The following is a 20,816-nucleotide window of genomic DNA, read 5'->3' on the forward strand; positions in this document are numbered from 1 at the left end:
TCACTTAACTTCGATTTTTACCCCAGGGGCTGCAACATTTTTTGGATATACCATGACCCATTTACGATTTTGTAATTGAGCAACCCGCATTAAGTCATCGCCGTAATTGTTTTCACCATCCCAGCGCAACTTGCCTGAAACAGTATCTACTTTATTGGCTTTTAACCACTTGGCAATCGTAGCATCATCAAAGCTCTTCGTGGCGATCACAGCTGCCTCTAGAGTCTGCCAAGCACTATATGATGTAGCTGCTTGAACTTCAACTAACGGATATGGCAATCCAGCTGCTTGTGCTTTTTCATGGAACTTTCTAACGAACTCTGCAGCACCCTTATTGGCAGTAAATGGTGGATGCTCTTGGAACAAAGAAATCGCAATTGCCCCATCAGCCTCTGGAGACTGAGCCATTAATCCTGGTGAAGGGTAAATATGGGTATGAATTCGTGGCGAGTAATCAATCTTTTTCATCGCTTCTAAAAGTTGTACGCCTTCAGCCCCAATATCCCCAATCCAAACCATATCAGGCTTAGCATCTTTTACACGAGCTGCTATGGTTCCAAAATCTTTGTTGCCGAAATCCCACTCCAAATACAAAATCTCTTTCAAGCCTTTAGTTTTTGCGACTTCACGCGCCCCAACCGACATAAAATAAATCGATGGAAACTTTGAGGTAACAATCGCAATGGTCTTAGGCGGATTAGGCAGTGTAGCAACAGCATCAAAGACAATCGATGGGGAAGTTTTTTCTGGGCGAGGTCCAAGAGCCCAGGTTGGGAACTGTTTGTCATACTTCGCTTGATTCGGAATACCAAAGGTATGATGAATCAATACTTTGTCATTGCGCTGGGCAACGCCCATCGCGGATAAAATAGCCCCAGTTGCATAAGGCCCCATCAACATATCGACCTTATCGCTTGTAATGAGCTGCTCATACAAAGTTCTAGCAACATCAGGCTTGGACTGATCGTCTTTTAAAATCCATTCGACCTTTCTACCAAGCAAACCACCACGACTATTTATATCTTCAATCGCGATTTCGCCAACAATCTTATGCACAATACCTGTAGCGGCTAGAGGGCCAGTCAAAGCTAAGGTACTACCAATTTTGATAGGCGCTTTTGTTTGTTGTGCTTGAACATTGATTCCAATCGCTGCGATGGTCATAAGCCCCATCATTAGCGAATTCTTTAACCATACGCGTTTTGTTTGTCTCATTTTTTTCTCTCTTTAAAATAATTAATTAAGGTTTTTTACGAGGTGAAACAAATGCCTCACCAGCCGCTTCATAGTTATGGCCAAAGTCAGGTTTCACATCAGGACCCCATGCATATAAAGAATCATCTGGTGGATGGTTTTTGGCTGGCCAATCTAAATCGTGTGGCACAAAATCAATGTCATAAGAGTACTCAGCAAAACCACCCCAAGGGTCTTGCACATACCGGAAATAATTCGATCCTAAAACGTGACGTCCAACACCCCATCCTTCTGTATAACCGGCATCACGCATTTGCATTGAACCAAAACCGACATCATCGATCGATTCGACTGCCCAACTTGTATGGTGATAACCATAATCATCTGATTTCAGCATAGCGAGTAAATGGTGGTCACTACCATGAGGGCTATGAACAAAGGCAATTAAGTCCTCACCTGCAGAATCAGATAATCGAAGGCCTAGGACTTTTTCATAAAACTCTAATGAACGATCTACATTTTTGGTAAAGATCAAAACATGTGACAAATATTGAGGATGCACTTTATGCACTTTAGATTTATTTGGCGATCTCCCAGCTCCATTTGATTCAGGAGTAAATACTCTTGGAGGTGGTGCGGAAGGTGAGGTTTTTTCGGCAACGCGAACTTGAATCGGAAAGCCGTCTGGGCTCATAATCCAAACACCATCTTTCGCTGTTGGATCAGGTGAGGCAATCGTTGGAATGGCTAAAGTCGCAAGATGAGCTTTAAACGCATCAAAATCCTCAGCATAAATCCCGTAAGTCATCCACTGCAAACGCTTTTTAGGACCTTTTTGAACTCTAAAGTAACGGTGTGGATTTCCAAAGGCATAAATTTCTAGCTCATCACCGGCATGTTTCACTTCTAAACCAAACAAAGTATAGAACTCTTCAGCAACGGCTAAATCAGGAACAGTAAAGACAAATTCATCAATCGAATGAACGGCTAATGTGCCCTGACGTTTTGTTTGCGCCATGGTTAAGGGTTTATTCATTGAATCTCCTTATATTTCTTCTTAAATTAATTAATAAATAATTTTGTTTTTATATTTTAGTACATTAATATCGGAACTTTGTTCAATTGATTGAACAAAGTAAAGTAGATAAGGCTAAGGAAATAAAAAAACCGCCGAAGCGGTTTTTTTTAAGACTTATCAAAGACGTTTGGTACGTACATTTCCGCCGGAATTGGGCCACGAATGTAGTCAGGGTTGTGGACACGCTCAGGTAATTCGATATGAGCATGCTCAACTTCTTGATAAGGAATTTGAGATAAAAAGTGAGAAATACAGTTAATACGGGCTTTTTTCTTGTCATTACCATCAATAATCCACCATGGTGATGTCTTTGTATGGGTTTTTTCAAGCATATACTCTTTAGCTTTGGTGTACATTTCCCATCTTGCACGAGACTGAAGGTCCATAGGGGATAGCTTCCATTGCTTTAAAGGATCGTTGATACGCATCATAAAACGTAAATGTTGCTCATCATCCGTAATGGAGAACCAGTATTTCACCAAAATAATGCCTGAACGGATAATCATATTTTCAAATTCTGGAACGTCCTCAAAGAACTGTTCATACTGATCATCTGTACAAAATCCCATGACTTTTTCGACGCCGGCACGGTTATACCAACTGCGGTCAAATAAGACAATCTCTCCACCCGCTGGCAAGTGATTAATATAACGTTGGAAATACCATTGTGTTCTTTCACGCTCATTAGGTGCTGGCAAAGCAACAGTTCTGCAAACACGTGGGTTTAAACGTTGCATGATACGTTTAATAGCACCACCCTTACCTGCTGAATCGCGACCTTCGAAAATGACGAGGACTTTGAGCTTTTTCTCGACAACCCAGTCTTGTAATTTAACAAGTTCCCCCTGGAGTCTTAAGAGTTCTTTAAAGTATTTCTGACGCGCGGCTTTTTTCTCGTCACTTTCTGGAGATCCATCTAGACGATCATCATCAATCTCTAACTCGAGTTCTTCATCAAAACTATCAAGCATTTCTTGATGAATACGGTAACTGTAATCTGAATTTTCCATGGGAAATAACCTTTAAAAGAATCGGATTTGTAGTTTCTCAGTAATTTGTTACATTTAAATGAATATTCATATTAATTCTTAATTAGGAATTTCATGAACTTTACTTAATAACTAGATACATTAGAAAAACACATATTTTTTAAAAAGGGAGTCCTTATGTCAGCAAACAAAGTAGCTTTAGTCACTGGCTCTACCAGTGGAATTGGTCTTGGAATTGCCAAGAATTTTGCCTCTAAAGGCATGAATATCGTTTTGAATGGCTTCGGCGACGCTGCAGCCATTGAAGAAATTCGTGCAACAATGGCGAAAGAACATGGTGTTGAAGTCCGCTATAACGGTGCTGACATGTCAAAAGCAGATGAAATATCTGCCATGATTCAAAGTATTGAAAGCGAGTTTGGTGCGATTGATATCTTGGTCAATAACGCCGGTATTCAGCACGTAACTCCAATTGAAGAATTCCCGATTGAAAAATGGAATGCTATTCTTGCCATTAACCTATCTGGCAGTTTCCACACCATACGTGCTGCTTTGCCAAAGATGAAAGAAAAAGGCTGGGGTCGCATCATTAATATAGCTTCTGCCCACGCTTTAGTAGCATCTCCTTTTAAGTCAGCCTATGTTGCTGCCAAGCATGGAATCGCCGGTTTAACAAAAACGGTTGCTTTAGAGACGGCAACATGTGGTATCACGATGAATGCGATTTGCCCAGGCTATGTTTGGACTCCGCTCGTCGAAAAACAAATCCCTGACACTGCAAAAGCCCGTGGTATTACTGAAGAACAAGTGATTAATGATGTATTACTGCAATCGCAACCCACTAAGAAATTTGTGACGATCGAACAAGTCGCAGCTTTAGCTCATTTCTTAGCCTCAGAAGATGCGGCATCCATTACAGGAGCTATCATTCCTATCGATGGTGGTTGGACAGCGCAGTAATTAATTAAGCAGCATCGATTTGTTGCATCGGTGCTGCTTTTTTAAAGGCTTCGAGAGCCATACAGCTCTGCTCAATCTTGGCAATGATTGGCCAAGCTGAAATATCAACCTTAAATCGTCTGGCACCTTCTATTTGGGCAACCAGATAAACATCAGCAATTGAAGGCTGATCACCGTAACAGAAAGTTCCGGACAGTTGACGACCTTTTAAAAGCGCTTCAAAGGCATCAAAACCATCTTTGAGCCAAGTCGTACACCATGTTTGAATTGCCTCTTGATCCTGCCCCATCTCGAGACGTAGTCGTTCAAGAACCCGGCGATTATTGAGAGGGTGCATATCACAACCAACGATAGCCGCTAAAGCACGAACATATGCTCGATGGTTAAGATCTGCCGGCAGTAAGGCTGGCTCAGGATAAGCTTCCTCTAACCACTCTATGATTGCTGGTGATTGGGTAAGTACAAGCTGATCATCAACTAATGCGGGCACAAAGCCCTGTGGATTAATTGCCTTAAAGACTTCACCTAAATGCTCTTCCGTACGCAGATCAACTGGAATATATTCTGCCTGAACGCCTTTTAAATTAAGGGCAATACGCAGTCGATGAGATGTACCACTGCGAAAAAAACTATAAAGTTTCATCATGTTCAAAATCTCTTGTGTTATTTTTTAGAGCGATTCTCAAAAACACCTAATTTACGATGCAGTGGCGTTTCGTCAGTCATAAATAAAAATGTTGGCTGATTTAAAGTGTTTTTTAATGTCACAGGGGTATAACCCGGCGCACAGCATGTATCAGCTTGTTGCAGAGGATAGTTTGTTGCTTCTACTTGAATATCACATGCTCCTTCAATCACATGAAACACAATCGAGGGTGATCTGACTGGTAATTGAATCGTTTGGTTAGGACGTAACATCATGGCGTAAAAGCCTAAAATATTTTCCGCATCATCACCAGTCTCTGGATTGACATACGTGACCGAAACCATTTCAACTTGGGGCTGAACTTGAGCCATATTTTCTAATGTTTTACGCACATGCGTCCATGGATAACGATACATCGGATATTGTTTTTTAGAACGCTCAAACATCGGTGAAGGTACAACACCGCCCGTTGTATAAAAAGTTTCTGTGGATTCGTTGACATTGTCTTGCTTCACGCCATCGTTGTGATAAGAGACTTCTAGGTAATATGCAAGGGGTAAATCCAGTACATCTAACCAAACAACCGGATCTTTACCGTCGTGACCATGCTCATGCCATAATCCGGTTGGTGTCAATATCAAATCACCACGACTCATGTAACACTTTTCACCTTCAACGGTGGTATAAGCACCCTCACCCTCTACAATCATCCGAATAGCGTTTGGGGTGTGTCGATGTGAGGCTGCCCATTCACCTGGCAATAACAATTGCATACCCAAATACATGGCAGGACTTGCTTGCATTTTCTCTAAAGTATGGCCTGGATTAGCTAAGACCAAGACACGACGCTCTGCTTTTTCAATCGGTGTTAATTCTCCAGCTTGCAACAGCAGGGGTTTGATATCTTGATATTTCCAAAGCGTTGGGACTGTATGGGGACGAGGTTTATTGGCTGGCATCACACCGCGCAAACTTGGCCACAAGGGGACCAGATTGAGTTTGGTTAAAGCATCTCGATATTCTTGTGGCAAATCTTCTAATTTTCCGAGTTCACTCATATTGATCTCCTATATTCCTTTATTCTGCGAGGCAATTATCTACTTTCCAACCATATAACCACTCAATCGAGCGATAGAATTCTGCTTGGGTTTTGTTTTTCCATAAATCATTTCGCACCAAACGCTCAACACCTTGTGCATGATAAATTCTGCCCATCTCTCTAGATGACAAAACAATTCTAGCGGTTCTTGTAATTCTAGAGCGTTGATATAAATCAAATGCTTTTTCAAAATCTAGATTATCTATGGTGCCACATTTTTTAATTGCTTCACCCAATGTCACCGCATCCTCAATCGCCATACAAGCACCTTGCGCCAAATACTGTAAGGTCACATGGGCTGCATCTCCCAAGAGTGTCACACGACCAAAGCTCCACTGTCCAATAGGCTCACGGTCCACTGTAGCCCAACGCTTCCAACTTTTTGGTAAATCTATGAGTTGTCGGGCTTTGGGCGATATACCTTGGAAATAGGTCTCCACTTCAGACTTGCTTCCTTCGGTAACACTCCACGCCTCTTTTTCACGACTATGAAAAGTCACAACGACGTTAAATTGCTTCCCACCTCGAAGAGGATAATGAACTAAGTGATGATTCGGACCAACCCAAATACTTGCAGAATTCCATGCTAGATTTTGTGGAAAGTCTTCTTTATCGACCACAGCACGGTAGACCACATGCCCTGAAATACGAGCCTCATCTCCCACATATTGCTCTCGAACAGAAGACTTCACTCCATCTGCGCCAATAAGAGCTAAACCCATATGCCCCTGACCATGCTGATCAAAAACTGTCACACCCTTATCATCCTGCTCTACTCGCACCACTTCGGTTGCTGTCAGAACTTCAATTCGATCAGTTTCTCTTGCCCCCTCAAGCAATGACATGTGCACATCAGCACGATGACACACTGCATAAGGATTGCCAAAGTACTCTAAAAATTCTTGGCCCGTTTCGATCTTACCCACGATACTTTCATCAATACAGTCATGCATCACCATATCATCGGTATATACGGCTCGAGCGCGGCCCTTTTCTCCTACACCTAAAGCATCGAGAGCAGCAAAGGCGTTGGGACCAAATTGCACTCCCGCTCCAATTTCTCCGAGCTCTGGAGATTTTTCTAATACCTTGACTCGAAATCCTTGACGAGTTAAAGCCAAAGCAGCAGCTAAACCACCGATACCACCACCTGCAACAATAATGGGGAAAGAGTGCTTGGGTTGATTCATGAGAATTTCCTTAATTTCACTAATAGTAAGTATACTTATTAAATTATATGCTAAAGTAAAAATCTTTGATTAGCAACAACCCAACATGCCAAATAAACGATCTAAACTTATTTCATTTGATGCTTTACCTGGACACTACATCAGAAGACTTCAACAAATTTCGGTAGCCATATTTTTACAAGAGACCGAAGGATTTGGTATTACCCCTGTGCAATTTGCTGCTCTATCTGCCTTAGAAGAATTTCCGCAAATTGATCAAAAAACACTAGCAAATACGATTGGTTTAGACACATCCACGATAGGTGGCGTGATTGATCGCTTAGAATCACGCGGTTTCGTTTTAAGAAACCCCTCAAATAAAGATCGCCGTGTTCATGTGTTAACTCTGACATCTGAGGGAAAAAACTTACTAGAAAAAATTAATCCTCATGTTTTGCAAGCCCAAGATCGCATTTTATCGCCACTAAAAAAATCTCAACATGGGGAATTGATCCAAATGCTAGATATTTTGGTAAATGGTAACAATGATGCGAGTCGAGCGCCTAGTTTCATGAAACCGCTAGAAAATTGACTCACGTAAACACTTCAAGAAAATTTGTGGTGAAGGGGTTTTTCGAATGTAGTAAAACTGCTTTAAACTGTTTTTTAATTTAAATATTTAAAGGCTTTGAAAAGTATGAATAAAATTATTTTTTCTTTGTTAAAAGTAAGCTGTGTATTTTTTTTAGCGTTAGGTATCCTAAACAGCTCACCAATTCATGCTCAAAATAGAACCACCATTACACAACAAGCTCAAAATGCTTTAAATCAATTGCTCAAATCAAATGCTGATGCCCGAGTATTAAATAATAAAGCGGTTGCAGTTCTTGTCTTTCCATCGATTACTAAAGCAGGCATCATGATTGGTGGTCAATACGGGGATGGCGTTCTACTCAGTAAAGGTAAAGCAATTGCGTATTACAACACCACGGGTGTTTCTTATGGCATGCAAATTGGTGCTCAAGAGTATGGCTACGCCATGTTTTTTATGAAGCAAAGTGCGATTACAGCTCTCGACTCAACCGATGGATTTGAGGTAGGAGTTGGTCCTAGCGTAGTTGTTGTTGATGAAGGGTTTGCTAAAACAAATAGTTCAATTAATCTACAAGAAGATATTTATGCTTTTATCTTTAATCAAAAAGGTCTAATGGCAGGACTTGGAATCCAAGGGAATAAAATCACTAGGCTCAAGAACTGATTTTTTTCATGCGAAAATGAGTTCTGAGTGCGATATATAATCAAAATATGAAAAAACTTGATATTTATTCAAGTTAGTTCAATAATAAAAAAATTATATTAGGAGATTTCGCATGACGAAAAAGTATCAACTCAATTTTATTAAATTCTTTTGCGTTCTTTTTGCGTGTTGTTCTTTCAATGTTTTTGCGCAAACTTTTCCAACTAAACCAATCCGCTTCATTGTTACTTACCCAGCTGGCGGCAGCTCCGATTTAATGGGACGCCTAATGGCTAAGAAATTAAATGATCTTTGGGGTCAACCAATTATTGTTGAAAATAAGGGCGGGGCAGCTGGCTCTATTGGTATGGAATTCGCTGCTCGTCAACCTGCTGATGGTTATGCTTTTGTGTTGGGCAATATTGGACCTGCATTAATTAATCCATTAATTAGTAAAGTTACCTACAATATGGAAAAAGATTTTATTCCGATTGCGCTAGTATCCTCGGGACCAAATGTTCTGGTTGTTCCTGCTAATTCACCATATAAAACAGTTCAAGATTTACTCAATGCGGCCAAAGCCAAACCAAATACTTTAAATTTTGGCACTAGTGGATCTGGCAGTATGTCGCATATCGCCACAGAGATGATCATGCGTGAAGCTAATATTAAGATGACGCATGTGCCTTATAAGGGCGGTGGTTTAGCCTTGATTGATTTAATGGCAGGACAAATTGACTTTATCGTATCTGATGCACTTCCTGCAGCAGAACATATTAAATCAGGAAAAATTCGCCCTTTAGCCATAACAAGTACCGCTAGAACACCTCTAGTTCCTGGGGTGCCGACTTTTTCTGAGGCAGGTTTACCTGGATTTGCTGCTTTGTCTTGGTGGGGAATTTATCTACCAACGGGTACACCAAAGGATATTCAAGATAAATATCATGCCGCTTTGGTGAAGATCATGGGTGATCCAGAAATCAAAGAAAGATTTGCGAGTTTAGGCGTTCAAGCGCAAGCAACAAGTATGGAGGAATTCAAATCTTTTATAAGCGCTGAAAATACCAAGTATTCCAAATTAGTTACTGAAAATAAAATCAAAGCAGATTAATCTGTACTGAATGATTTTTTACAGCGGCATGGCGGCGCAAGCTGTGAGAGCAAAACAGCACTATTGTTTATAGCTCTCACAGTGCATCCTACCAACCATTAATAATGCGATTTAAAGCTAATCGCATCACGATAATGAATGTCCTCTAAATCAATATAAGAGCGCATCGTCGTTTTATCAACGGTATATTGCATTTTGCGATTCGTTTCATTACATGCACGAATATCCAAAATCTCTAAATGTTCTTTTACTTCCCATTCATGCGCACCGGCGATTCCTGGAGGAGCGTAGATCATTGATCCAGGCCCCACTTCAAATTCTTTACCCTCAACATTGCGGACGGTCGCACTTCCTGCAATAACATAGTAACAAGCCTCGATAGGATGCCAATGCAGTTGTTCATACGTTCCAGGTGCATAAGTAGCACGCCCTAAGCGGACTCGGTCAGTTGTATTGACCTCAGGCCAACCAATGAGTCGTTGATATGTCTGTCCATCTGTGACCCCTCTTTTACCTGGATAATCTGCTTGATTGAGGACTTGTAGTGTCGCTTTCAGTTCCATATACATCCTTTCTTTTTAGTGGAAATTACATCACACTGCCGGCGTTAACATTTAAATTAGTGCCCGTGATACCTTTTGCTTGGGGTGATACCAAAAACAAAATTACTGCTGCTGAATCTTCTGGTTGCAGTACATGATTTAAAGGATTACCTTTTGCCACCTCTAGCAAGCCAGCATCTCCTCTAATTTTTCTAACTCGCTCAGTGGCAGTTGAACCCGGAGACACACTGTTAACCGTAATTTTTCGAGGACCAAACTCTTTTGCCACATACTTCACCATGGTCATGAGGCCTGCTTTTGCTACCCCATAAGGCATATATGATTTTGCCGAAGGACTTGGTCCCAGGCCTGCGATCGATCCGGTATAGACGATTCTGGCGCCATCATTGAGAAATGGCTCTATTTTTTGAGTGGCGAGCATGGCTGAGGTTAAATTAAGTTGTAAGACTTGATTCCATTCTTCTTCAGTGATTTTTTCAAAAGGAATAAACTCCGTAAACCCTCCAACTAAATGTACAAAAATATCTACCTTGCCAAATTTCTCATGGATATTTGTAAATGTGCTTTCTAGAGCTGCACTTGATGTCGCATCTACAGCGTAAGCAGTTGCTTGACTTCCTATTTGTTGGATGGCTTGTACAAGATGGTCTAATGCGTCTTTATTTCTGGCTAAGACACAAACATGAGCTCCTTGTTCGGCTAATTGCATTGCAACATTTGAACCGATGCCTTGACTACCTCCTACGACAATAGCAAGTTTTCCTAAGAGGCTTTTTTCTAAAGACATCATTACTCTTTTTTAATGAGATCGTCATAAAAACAAATGATGGCGGAACTATCTCGATCCCCAGGGCGCTTGGCCATCTCTGAGGCTAATGCCTGCGCTGTAAAACTGATCACAGGCACGGGACATTGCAACTTGCTTGCATAGGACACCATGAGTTGAACATCTTTATAGTGAGTTGTCATATGACCAATCGGTGGATAAAAATCACGATGCACCATGCGATAACCTTTTTGGTCCATAGCCTTAGAAAATGCCGCTGATTTTTTCAATACTTCTAGAGCTAACAACTGATCAATCCCTGCTTTTTTGGCAAGCGTTAACCCTTCTGCAAGCCCTACCCGATTGACCGCAAGTACTAGGTTTACAACGAGTTTAATGGCTGCGCCTGTGCCACTCTTACCCATATAAACTGACTCACGTCCCATCCCTAAAAAAATGGGGGCACAGCGCTGATAAACCTCTTCAGGTCCACCAACCATGAAAATGGTATCTTTTGCCGCACACATCTCACTTGTCCCACTGACTGTAGCATCCATGAAATACATACCTAATGTATCAAGGGATGCCGCTAACTCTGTCGACATACTTGGATCAGCGGTGGATGTATCCAGTATCACAAGTCCAGGAACTGGGGCATCATATAAGTTCATGTCCTGAATGACCTGCGCGACGATATTCGAATTCGGTAAAGACAAAATAATGACATCAACTAATTGTGGTAACTGCTTTAATTCTGAGACCGCAATCGCTCCATGTGGCACAAGCCCTTCTATTTTTTTTGGTTCTACATCATATACATGAACACTATAGCCATCTTTGAGTAGATGCTTTACTAGCCACCCACCCATTAAACCTAAACCAACAAACCCAATCGTATGTTTCATTGATTTAAACAGGCTTGCGCTTCATTAGGAATGCTTGAATAGCGTCTTGAACGATTTCACCATGCTGATTAATCACTTGTAGTTGACGCTTCATCACGCCTCGATCAGGCTTAGACGTTTCAGTCACCTCAGTAACAGTCACTTTGGCATAAATGGTGTCACCAATTTTGACGGGCTTAGTAAATTTAAGACTCTCAAAGCCTAAAAATGCAATCAAGGTATCGTCATACAAATGTAATTGAAACAACAAACCTGCAGCAATGGCATACACAAGCGGACCATGGGCAATGCGTGTACCAAACTGTGTTTTCTTACAATACTCTTCATTGATATGAAGTGGGTTGTAATCCCCTGAAATCCCTGCAAAGTTCACCACGTCGGTTTCAGTGACTGTGCGCGCCGCAGTCTCATAACTCTTACCAACTTCCCACTCTTCCCAATACAATCCAACCATTTTTTATCTCCTTATTTACAAACCACGACACCGGATTGAACCAAGTGATCGATACGCTCTTTACTACATAACAAAATATCTTTCAAAACCTCTTGGGTATGTTCCCCTAAGTCAGGCGCAGGTGTTGAAATTATTTCTGCGCCATTCCCCATCTTCACTGGATAAGCTGGAAAACGAACTGTCCCAACTTTAGGATGATCGTATTCAACAATAGCTTGATTTTGCAATACAGGCGGCTCAGCAAATGCAGTATCAAAATGATTCACAGGACTTGCTGGAACGTCTTCTCTGCGAAAGATTTCCATCCAATGATGAGTTTCATTTTCGAGCATACGGCTCTCAAGTATCGGTACTAAGATCTGACGATTTTCTACGCGTAAAAAATTATTCGCAAAACGCGGATCAGCTGAGATTTCTTCTAAACCTATGGCCCGACAAAAACTTTTCCAATGTACCTCTTCTCTCGCAGCAACTACCACATAGGAATCTTTTGTCTGAAATGCTTGCCATGGTACGGTGTACTCATGGGATGATCCTGGTGGACTTGGAAGTTCTGCATTGTTTAACCACATCGTCCCTAAATAGGTCAACAGGCTCAACATAGCATCAAACATCGCAAGTTCTATATGCTGACCTTTACCGGTTTTTTCTCGTTCATATAAGGCGGCCAAAATCCCCTGACTGGAAAATAGTCCACCACTTAAATCAGCCAGTGGAATACCCAATCTCGCGGGTGGACGCCCCTTTTCCCCAGTAATGGCCATATGTCCACTAATCGCTTGAATAATAATATCTAATGCTGGGTAGTCTTTGTATTCACCTTCAGAACCAAAGCCTGTGATAGAGCAGTGAATAATCTTAGGATTGACTTTTTGTAACTCAGGATAATCAATCCCTAAGCGCTTCATCACCCCTGACCGAAAATTATCTACCACGACGTCAGACTCTTTGACAAGATCTAAAAAAAGTTGTCGACCTTCAGGGTTTTTAAGATCAATCACCATACTTTTTTTGTTACGATTAAAGGTCAGAAATAAGCCACTTTCTCCTTTATAGGGTGCAACGGATGGGTTACGGCCTAAATCACCTTTTGGGGACTCAACTTTAATCACCTGCGCCCCCATATCCGACAAAATCTGACCACCGTAGGTCCCAGCAATAATTTGACCTAATTCAATAATACGTATGTCACTGAGGGAATTTCTGACCATAAATCCTATAAACCTAGACTGGACGCAATGATGTTTTTTTGAATTTCAGAAGTTCCACCGCCAATTGTTGCTAACCTTGAATCTCTGAAGAAACGTTGCAGTGGATACTCCATACAATATCCATATCCACCTAAAATTTGTAGACTCATATCCGCTATCGATTTATACGACTCACTGGTATATAACTTAAGTACTGCTGCATCTTGTCGCGTATCTTTACCGTTTTCAACTAACCATGCGTACCGATAAACCATAGTTTGCGCAATATCTAACATCATGCGCATCTCCGCTAATTTATGAGAAACTGCCTGAAACTTACCAATGGGTTTGCCAAACTGAATGCGAGTTTTAGCATGCTCTAGTGCAAATTCATAAGCGGCCCTGGCTGCTCCAGTTCTTGCAGCTGACAAACATAGACGCTCGTAGCAAAGATAATTATCTGCCCCCCTCCAACCTTGATCAAGCTCTCCAAGAATGGAGCTTGCGGGCGTTCTTACTTCGTTATAAAACACTTCTGTTGTACCAATCGCCCGTTGCCCTAAAGTGGCGAGTTTCTTCACTTTAATGCCAGGTAATTTTGTATCAATGAAAAAATTAGTAATCCCTTGCTGTTTTTTTTCTAGGTTTTTCGTTCTCGTCACTAAGATACAGTAATCACTGATATCCATCCCAGAGGTATAAACCTTTCGACCATTAATGATGTAGTCATCCCCATCTTGAATTGCCTTTGTAGTAAGCGCACTTGCATCTGACCCGGAGTCAGGCTCTGTAAGTCCAAAGCAAACTGACAGCTCACCTTTAATGACTTTTGGCACGATCAAATCTTTCTGGGCTTGTGTGCCATGCTTCATGATGGCATGACAACCATAGGTCAGGTTTCTAAAAACCCATAAACCTAATTCTTCAAAATGATACCCAAGCACATCTAACATCACTGCCAAATCCAGTGGACTTCCGCCAGCACCACCATATTCCTCTGGACCAATGAGACCTAACCAACCATTTTTCGCCAAGGCATCAAATGCTTCTCTCGGTGGTCTTTGTTGCTCATCACACTCTGCAGCATATTTTGGGGTACATACGTCTTTTAATAATTCATTTAAATGATCACGAATATTAATTTGATCTTGGGAGAGTTCAAAGTTCATAAGAAAAGTCTTTACTGTTTTACGTTATCTAAAATTCGTTTCGCTTGGCGGTACATCGCATAATCGACTAACTTACCTTCAATAGTTATCGCAGCAACTCCACTTTTTTCAGCCTGCTCAAATTCATGAACAAGTTTTTGGTAATACGCTTTTAATGCGGGAGATAAACCATATGCTTGCTCAACAATATCAATTTGCTTAGGATGAATGATGGTTCTTCCAACATATCCCAACTTGGCTGAAAGGCTCGACTCGGCAAGTAATCCTGCCTCATCATTTAAGTCCGCAAATACCCCATCTATGGGAGTGACATTGCCAGCAGCTTTAGAATCTAGTAATACTTTAGATCTTGCATAGAGCATTTCTGGGCCGTCAACTGACCAACCACATCCTAAACTATTTTGTAAGTCACCATCTTGCGCTGTCCCTAAACTACTTAACTGTACTTTTGGAGATGCTTTAATTAAGTCATAACAATGGTAAACACCCAAAGCAGATTCAATTTGCAAACCAATCGCAATCGGATCAATACCATTGGCTTTTTCAATTGCCTCAATCTGCGCTGCCGCTTGCTGAATATCTTTTACATATTCAGCTTTAGGAATAAAGACCATACCTAAGCCATTGACACAAATTTGCGCAATATCATCTGCCAGTAACCCTGTATCTGCTGCATTAACCCGCACCATAATATAAGGTTGATCGTCATTCTTGGATTGATACGCTTGCTCAATCGTTTCTCGCACCATCTTGCGCGCTTCACCCTTCGAAGCAAGTGGTACTGAATCTTCTAAATCAAGAATCACCGCATCAACTTTTGATGCAAGGGCTTTTGCCATGACTTTGGCATTAATACCTGGTGCAAATAATGCAGTTCGAATCAGTCGCATATTTATTTCTTTAATTGAGGAGCGGAACGGAAGCCATAAATCTGCTTCCACTTTTCAAGAGCGGATTGATCAGGTGATTGATACATTAAACGACGACTTGAATTCAGGCCAACAGTTTTACTTAAATCAGCCATTGCTTCTGTTGTTTTCAATAAAACGGCATTGCAATCCATAATCAATGCACCATCTACCTCTGTAATGTTTTCCCGACGAATAATCGCATTCACGGTGGCACATGCTGCTAAGATGACTTCGGCCCCCTCTGCAGCCAAGCGCCTTGATTCTTTTAAGAAATTTTCTGTCATTTGACCAGGATTAGTAAATGCTTTTTGTACTTCTGTAAAGTCAATTCCTAAGTCGCCAAATGGGATATGTCTTGAAGAAAGTCCATATTCAAAGGCTTTACGATCATAATATTGCGATTGCTTTTTATGAAAAGCAATTCCTGAAAACTTATATCCATACATGCATGCCATCAACATGGTGCATTCACCTAAACCAAGTACCGGAATTTTGACGATTTCACGAGCCTCTTGCATGGCGGGATCTAAAAAGCAACCAATCGCAATAGCATCGTAACCTTGTTCATCCGCTTGCATTAATTTATTGAGAACACCGCCAACGCCATAACTATTCATAGCTACAATCGAGTTGTAGTGCAAATCCATCGAACCATCATCCACACCATTGACGTGTACCTCAACATCTGGACGCTTTAGTTCATTTAAATTTTTCGTTAAGGTATTTCTGTAATCATCTAATCGATGAATTGCTGTACTACTCTGCCACCATATTTTCATGATATCTCCTCTTATTTTTTGAAATTTAATCGCCCTTTATGCCGCCCTTATCTATCACCTCTTTCCAATAAGGTACCTCTTTTGCAACTCTTGCACGAAGCCCTGCAGAATCTAGTGCGGTTGTAGCAAGTCCAGCTTGTTTTAATTTTTCAATGACATCCGGCTCTTTTAGTGCTTGTACACATTGATTGGATAGGAATGAAATGATATCTGGGGGTGTGCCCGCTGGCGCAAATATCGCTTGGAAGGTATTTGACACAGCATCCTTAATACCAAGTTCTGCGAGTGTTGGCACTTGTTGCAATTCTGGCCATTTCTTTTCTCCAGTTTGAGCAAGGGCACGAACTTGACCTCCCTGAATTTGCGCAATTACAGATGCTAGAGCGCCAAATAAAACTTGTGTTTGACCACCCAATAAATCTGTCATAGCAGGACCCGCTCCCTTATAGGGGATGTGGGTCATGTTGATATTTTCACGAATCTTTAATACCTCTGCAGCTAAATGAGGTGTCGTGCCAGCCCCTGGGCTTCCATAACTAATTAATTGTGAATCTTTTCTCGCCATTGCAACCAAATCAGCAACCGTTTTAATCGGCGAGTCCGCCTTTACAACAATGACGTTTGGAGCATCACCAATTTCGCATACCGGAATAAAATCTTTCAACGGATCGTAGGGAGATGGCTTTTTTAAACTCGGTGTCACCACATATACGCTAGAAGTTAACATCAAGGTATACCCATTAGGCTTCGCCGCTTTGACAAAACTTGCTGCAACCGCACCTCCAGCACCCGGTCGATTGTCAATCAGTATTTGCTGACCAAATCCTTTATTCATTGCTGCAGACATAATTCTTGCTGTGATATCAGTCGCACCGCCTGGGGCAAATGCAACCACAATGGAAACAGGCGACTCTGGAAAAGCACCAAATGCCTGACTTATAGTCACACCTGCTAGTGCAATTGATAGCATTACTTTATTCAACATACTAATGTCTCCTCCGGATGTTTGCGTCATCACAGTGTTAGTTGATTGTTTTTTTTGTTTAATATATAGTGTTCATATATATGAACTTGTTTATATTCTAGCACTTGATATTTTTTTGGTCAATTTTTTTACATGACAAATTCTTCGATTAAATCTGCAGATCGCGTTTTAGATGTTTTGGAACTTCTTTGCAGGAGAGGTAATGCCGCATCTCATTCTGAGATTGCCAGCGCTTTAGATATCCCTAAAAGTAGCTTAACTAGTCTTCTCAAGAATCTAGCCCATCGCAATTATTTAGAAAAAAATCCTGTTGAAAACACCTATTATCTAGGCCCAGCTTTTTTTGAATTAATTCAACAAGGCAAAAATGTCAAATCGATTTTAAAAATTGCCAATATTCAATTAGCAATGCTGACTGAAAAAACAAAAGAAGCTGCGGCATTTTATTTATTTAAGGGCGATCATATTGAGCGTGTGCTCGGTCTTGACGCGAATTACCCCCTGAGTTATCGCATGCTGCCCAATGTCAAATTTCCGCTCTACTCGGCTGCTGCAGGGAAAGCTATCCTCCATATTCTGCCATTAGAAGAAAAAGATCTTTACTTCAAAAAAACGAAACTTCAATCGATGACAGATAAAACGGTAACCGATGAAAAGATACTTCGCAAAAAATTAATCGCAGATACCGTTGATGGTGTAACGATTTCTTATGGAGAAAATTCGGTTGGCGTCATTGCCTTAGCAATCCCCATTTGTAAAAATGGCTATCCTTTAGGTGCACTTAGTGTGGTGATACCGGAAGTCAGATTTAATAAAACACTAGACGAATTATGTAGAAAAATGTTAAAAATAGGCAAAGATAAAATAGAAAATGAATTAAATAATTAAATCAATGGAGACAATATGCAAGGAGACACCATGCAACAACGGGCTAAACCTGTTCTAAAAAAAGTACTTTTTTTTATTTTTTTCCTCTCAAGCTTCGCTTTTGCTCAAGAAAAATATCCCGCTCGCCCCATTAATTTTATTATGGCGGTGGAAGCTGGTTCGGATGGTGATGTCTTAGCTCGCCCTTTAATGGAAAGAGTATCTCGCATCATTGGTCAACCCATCACTATCATTAATCGACCTGGCGCTGGTAGCTCCATCGGTTATCGCGAGATTCATCAAGCTAAACCAGATGGATATACCCTTGGGTGGGCCTCCGCCACAATCATCACGAATAAGCTACAAGGTGTGTCACCTCTGGATTACAACAACTTCACCCACTTGGGTGGGTATGCAACATTCTTTCCCATCGTTATTGCCTCCTCTAAGAGTGATATCAAATTCAACACAATTCAAGAAGCTATTGCGTATGCAAAAGCAAATCCTGGCAAACTCAATCTTTCTACAGCAGGTGTTGGTCAAAGTTGGTGGGTTGCTGCACAAACTTTCCTAACAGGCACCAATTTAAATATGGCAAGTATTCCTGTAACAGGCGCAGGTGGAGCAGTTACTTTAATGGTGGGTGGTGGTCACGCTGAACTTGGAGTTGCTGGTTTAGGATCCGCAAAAGCTTTATTAGATGGTGGGCAGGTTAAATTCTTAGCAGCTCTTTCTGAAAATAGAGCACCTCCTCCTTATGATAAATTTCCAACAGTTAAAGAATTAGGCTATCCAGTTAGTTGGGAATCTACCAATATCGTCATTGGTCCTCCTGGCTTACCTAAAGAAGTGATAGAGAAGATAAGCAAAGCGATCGAACAAGCAGCTCGCGATCCTGAATTTATTAAATTTGTTCAAGAACGTGACGCCGCTTGGGAATATATCGCTCCAGATAAAGTCATTCCAAAACTAAGTGCTCGCCAAGTGACTGTCAAAGAAATTATGGCAAAAGCAGGCTTACTAAAGGAAGCAAACTAAATCAAGTCGTCATGGTGGCAGCAATTTTCTCTGCCACCATGATGGTTGGAATGTTAGTATTTCCTGCCATGAGGGTTGGCATGATGGACGCATCGACAACACGTAATTGCTCGACGCCGTAAACTTTACCAAAGGAATCAACGACTGCCTGAGTATCATCCGCCAAACCCATTCTACAAGTACCTACCGGATGGAACAAGCCAGCGATATTGGCTCGTATATGGTTTTCGAGGGCTTTTTCGTCTTGAATCAGCAATGCAAGATTAGTTCGCTCTCCAGTCAAAGAACTTAATACATAGTCACTGATCCACGGGAATATATTCAATATAGTTGCTAAAAGATCGGCACGAAATTTATTTTTCGGAGTGAACTCATTCAGAAGTCTTAAGCGATCTGTAAAGCGCACCGGAAAGGGTGTCCCCATACAAGCTTTGATCTCAGAATCTAATAAAATTTGTACCGCTTGCTTGAAAGCAATCTTCATTCTTTCAAGGTCTTGTGGATGATCTAAAAAATTAAACTCAATCTCAGGATAACCATTGATATCCTCTTTCTTTAAGTCAACCGTACCATATGATTTAGGTCTAAGAAGGGTTGGGGCTAAGTTTCCAATTTGCTCCCCCATCGCATTCCAAGATGTTTTACTGAGGACATTGATATATAAATCTGCCGGTGGGCAATCGGGTAGTTTCGAAGAATAGCGAAAACAAACACTAGGATGGGTTCTTAACTCTTTAGACTGTCGTGAATTTTTCTTGAGATGAAAGCCAATAAATAAAGTGGAGTGATTTTGTAAATTTTTACCAACACCTGGTCGATCTGCAACAACTTGGATACCTAATTCTTCTAAACGCTGTTGATTACCAATCCCAGATCGCATTAATAATGTCGGACTAAAAATACCGCCCGAAGAAATAATGACTTCATTGGCAAAATATTGAGCGCTTGGCTCTGATCGAAATAACTCTACACCTATCGCTTTTTTATCCTGAAACAAGATTCTTTTAACTGGTGAATCAGTAATAATCGTTAAATTTTTTCTAGTACGAACTTCTGCTGTCAAGTAACATAAAGCGGTGGATGCTCTTCTAGTTTCTGTATTACACATGGGTACTGCGCCCATGCCATCACGAAAATCACCATTCAAATCTGCTATAAAATCAAAACCATTTTTTTGCGCATAGTTGCTAACGGCTTTTGTCAATGGCTGCCACTTGGCTTTGGATAGTCTTCGAATCGGAATCAGGCCATCCTGGCCATGCAACTCCGTATCAAAGTCCCAATCATTTTCTAATTTTCGGTAATAAGGTAAGACATCTTCCCAGGACCATCCAGTTGCTCCAGCCTTTACCCAATCAGCATAATCAGCGGGGGTACCGCGCAAAGAAACCATCCCCATTAAAGATCCGCCACCACCCATCACTTTACCCTGTGGGAAATTGGTATAACCTTCTCTTGATTTTTTCCATGCCGCCCTTAAACCACCCCACATATAGGATTTGTTGTAATAAGAGGTTGGGTAATTATCTAAAATATCGGTAGGCTCAGAGCCAGTTGGTATGTCTTTACCAGCCTCAATTAGGAGAACCTGAATATCTTCGCGCTCGGTTAATCTGGATGCCATGACACATCCTGCAACACCCGCACCAACAATAATGTAATTGAACATAAGCTGTCTTTTAAGTTTTTAGTTTTTTAATTCTTAT

General features: G+C 41.1%; 22 protein-coding genes. 6 read left to right on the plus strand and 16 right to left on the minus strand.

The window, feature by feature from the left end; all coding sequences use genetic code 11:
- The 3 genes from QMN06_RS08590 to ppk2 form a co-directional block, all read right to left on the minus strand.
- Positions 1-1,215: an amino acid ABC transporter substrate-binding protein gene (locus tag QMN06_RS08590; RefSeq protein ID WP_281969710.1), complete on the minus strand. Its 1,215-nt coding sequence runs from the start codon at positions 1,213-1,215 to the stop codon at positions 1-3.
- Positions 1,216-1,240: 25 nt separating this feature from the next.
- Positions 1,241-2,230 (minus strand): VOC family protein, encoded by a 990-nt coding sequence (locus QMN06_RS08595; protein WP_281969711.1) that lies wholly within the window; start codon positions 2,228-2,230, stop codon positions 1,241-1,243.
- A gap of 149 nt (positions 2,231-2,379) precedes the next feature.
- Positions 2,380-3,282, minus strand: a complete 903-nt coding sequence (gene ppk2 / locus QMN06_RS08600; RefSeq protein WP_281969712.1) for a polyphosphate kinase 2 — start codon at positions 3,280-3,282, stop codon at positions 2,380-2,382.
- Positions 3,283-3,438: 156 nt separating this feature from the next.
- On the opposite strand from ppk2, the gene QMN06_RS08605 reads away from it, so the two are divergent.
- Positions 3,439-4,221: a 3-hydroxybutyrate dehydrogenase gene (locus QMN06_RS08605; RefSeq protein WP_281969713.1), complete on the plus strand. Its 783-nt coding sequence runs from the start codon at positions 3,439-3,441 to the stop codon at positions 4,219-4,221.
- 4 nt (positions 4,222-4,225) lie between these two features.
- Here QMN06_RS08605 and maiA read toward each other — a convergent pair whose 3' ends face one another.
- From maiA to QMN06_RS08620, 3 genes are read right to left on the minus strand one after another with little or no spacing between them, the layout of a single operon-like run.
- Positions 4,226-4,864, minus strand: a complete 639-nt coding sequence (gene maiA / locus QMN06_RS08610; RefSeq protein ID WP_281971757.1) for a maleylacetoacetate isomerase — start codon at positions 4,862-4,864, stop codon at positions 4,226-4,228.
- A gap of 20 nt (positions 4,865-4,884) precedes the next feature.
- Positions 4,885-5,925, minus strand: coding sequence for a cupin domain-containing protein (locus QMN06_RS08615; protein WP_281969714.1), 1,041 nt, complete (start codon positions 5,923-5,925; stop codon positions 4,885-4,887).
- A gap of 19 nt (positions 5,926-5,944) precedes the next feature.
- Positions 5,945-7,156 (minus strand): 3-hydroxybenzoate 6-monooxygenase, encoded by a 1,212-nt coding sequence (locus tag QMN06_RS08620; RefSeq protein WP_281969715.1) that lies wholly within the window; start codon positions 7,154-7,156, stop codon positions 5,945-5,947.
- Positions 7,157-7,241: 85 nt separating this feature from the next.
- Here QMN06_RS08620 and QMN06_RS08625 point away from each other — a divergent pair, with 85 nt between their 5' ends.
- The 3 genes from QMN06_RS08625 to QMN06_RS08635 all read left to right on the plus strand — a co-directional run bounded on the left by QMN06_RS08625 (position 7,242) and on the right by QMN06_RS08635 (position 9,483).
- Positions 7,242-7,727, plus strand: coding sequence for a MarR family transcriptional regulator (locus QMN06_RS08625; RefSeq protein WP_281969716.1), 486 nt, complete (start codon positions 7,242-7,244; stop codon positions 7,725-7,727).
- Positions 7,728-7,832: 105 nt separating this feature from the next.
- Positions 7,833-8,393: a lipid-binding SYLF domain-containing protein gene (locus QMN06_RS08630; protein ID WP_281969717.1), complete on the plus strand. Its 561-nt coding sequence runs from the start codon at positions 7,833-7,835 to the stop codon at positions 8,391-8,393.
- A gap of 112 nt (positions 8,394-8,505) precedes the next feature.
- Positions 8,506-9,483, plus strand: coding sequence for a tripartite tricarboxylate transporter substrate binding protein (locus QMN06_RS08635; RefSeq protein ID WP_281969718.1), 978 nt, complete (start codon positions 8,506-8,508; stop codon positions 9,481-9,483).
- Positions 9,484-9,581: 98 nt separating this feature from the next.
- Here QMN06_RS08635 and QMN06_RS08640 read toward each other — a convergent pair whose 3' ends face one another.
- The 9 genes from QMN06_RS08640 to QMN06_RS08680 are packed head-to-tail and all read right to left on the minus strand — an operon-like array spanning position 9,582 to position 17,205.
- Positions 9,582-10,046 (minus strand): cupin domain-containing protein, encoded by a 465-nt coding sequence (locus QMN06_RS08640; protein ID WP_281969719.1) that lies wholly within the window; start codon positions 10,044-10,046, stop codon positions 9,582-9,584.
- Between the two features lie 25 nt (positions 10,047-10,071).
- Entirely contained in the window at positions 10,072-10,836 is a 765-nt protein-coding gene (locus tag QMN06_RS08645) for an SDR family oxidoreductase (protein ID WP_281969720.1), read from the minus strand.
- Entirely contained in the window at positions 10,836-11,717 is an 882-nt protein-coding gene (locus QMN06_RS08650; protein WP_281969721.1) for an NAD(P)-dependent oxidoreductase, read from the minus strand. Before QMN06_RS08650 ends, QMN06_RS08645 begins: the two co-directional genes overlap by 1 nt.
- 4 nt (positions 11,718-11,721) lie before the next feature.
- Entirely contained in the window at positions 11,722-12,171 is a 450-nt protein-coding gene (locus QMN06_RS08655; protein WP_281969722.1) for a MaoC/PaaZ C-terminal domain-containing protein, read from the minus strand.
- A gap of 11 nt (positions 12,172-12,182) precedes the next feature.
- Positions 12,183-13,382, minus strand: a complete 1,200-nt coding sequence (locus QMN06_RS08660) for a CoA transferase (protein WP_281969723.1) — start codon at positions 13,380-13,382, stop codon at positions 12,183-12,185.
- Positions 13,383-13,387: 5 nt separating this feature from the next.
- Positions 13,388-14,530, minus strand: coding sequence for an acyl-CoA dehydrogenase family protein (locus QMN06_RS08665; protein ID WP_281969724.1), 1,143 nt, complete (start codon positions 14,528-14,530; stop codon positions 13,388-13,390).
- Between the two features lie 11 nt (positions 14,531-14,541).
- Entirely contained in the window at positions 14,542-15,420 is an 879-nt protein-coding gene (locus tag QMN06_RS08670; RefSeq protein ID WP_281969725.1) for a CoA ester lyase, read from the minus strand.
- A gap of 2 nt (positions 15,421-15,422) precedes the next feature.
- Complete coding sequence (locus tag QMN06_RS08675; RefSeq protein WP_281969726.1) at positions 15,423-16,220, minus strand: aspartate/glutamate racemase family protein; 798 nt, start codon at positions 16,218-16,220, stop codon at positions 15,423-15,425.
- A 25-nt stretch (positions 16,221-16,245) separates the two neighbouring features.
- Positions 16,246-17,205 carry a tripartite tricarboxylate transporter substrate binding protein gene (locus tag QMN06_RS08680; protein WP_281969727.1) on the minus strand — a complete coding sequence of 320 codons (960 nt, stop codon included), beginning with the start codon at positions 17,203-17,205 and terminating at the stop codon, positions 16,246-16,248.
- A 132-nt stretch (positions 17,206-17,337) separates the two neighbouring features.
- Between QMN06_RS08680 and QMN06_RS08685 the strand changes: the two genes are divergently transcribed.
- Together QMN06_RS08685 and QMN06_RS08690 are read left to right on the plus strand one after the other, a co-directional pair.
- A complete protein-coding gene (locus QMN06_RS08685) occupies positions 17,338-18,093 on the plus strand; it encodes an IclR family transcriptional regulator (protein ID WP_281969728.1) in 756 nt (251 codons plus the stop codon).
- A gap of 30 nt (positions 18,094-18,123) precedes the next feature.
- Positions 18,124-19,110, plus strand: coding sequence for a tripartite tricarboxylate transporter substrate binding protein (locus QMN06_RS08690; RefSeq protein ID WP_281969729.1), 987 nt, complete (start codon positions 18,124-18,126; stop codon positions 19,108-19,110).
- A 1-nt stretch (position 19,111) separates the two neighbouring features.
- On the opposite strand, the gene QMN06_RS08695 is transcribed toward QMN06_RS08690, so the two are convergent.
- The gene (locus QMN06_RS08695; protein ID WP_281969730.1) at positions 19,112-20,779 is read right to left on the minus strand and encodes an FAD-dependent oxidoreductase; all 1,668 of its coding nucleotides are present in this window, start codon (positions 20,777-20,779) and stop codon (positions 19,112-19,114) included.
- Positions 20,780-20,816: the final 37 nt, after the last annotated feature.

Origin of the sequence: Polynucleobacter sp. SHI8, from assembly GCF_027944005.1 — a bacterium.
Taxonomy (GTDB): domain Bacteria; phylum Pseudomonadota; class Gammaproteobacteria; order Burkholderiales; family Burkholderiaceae; genus Polynucleobacter.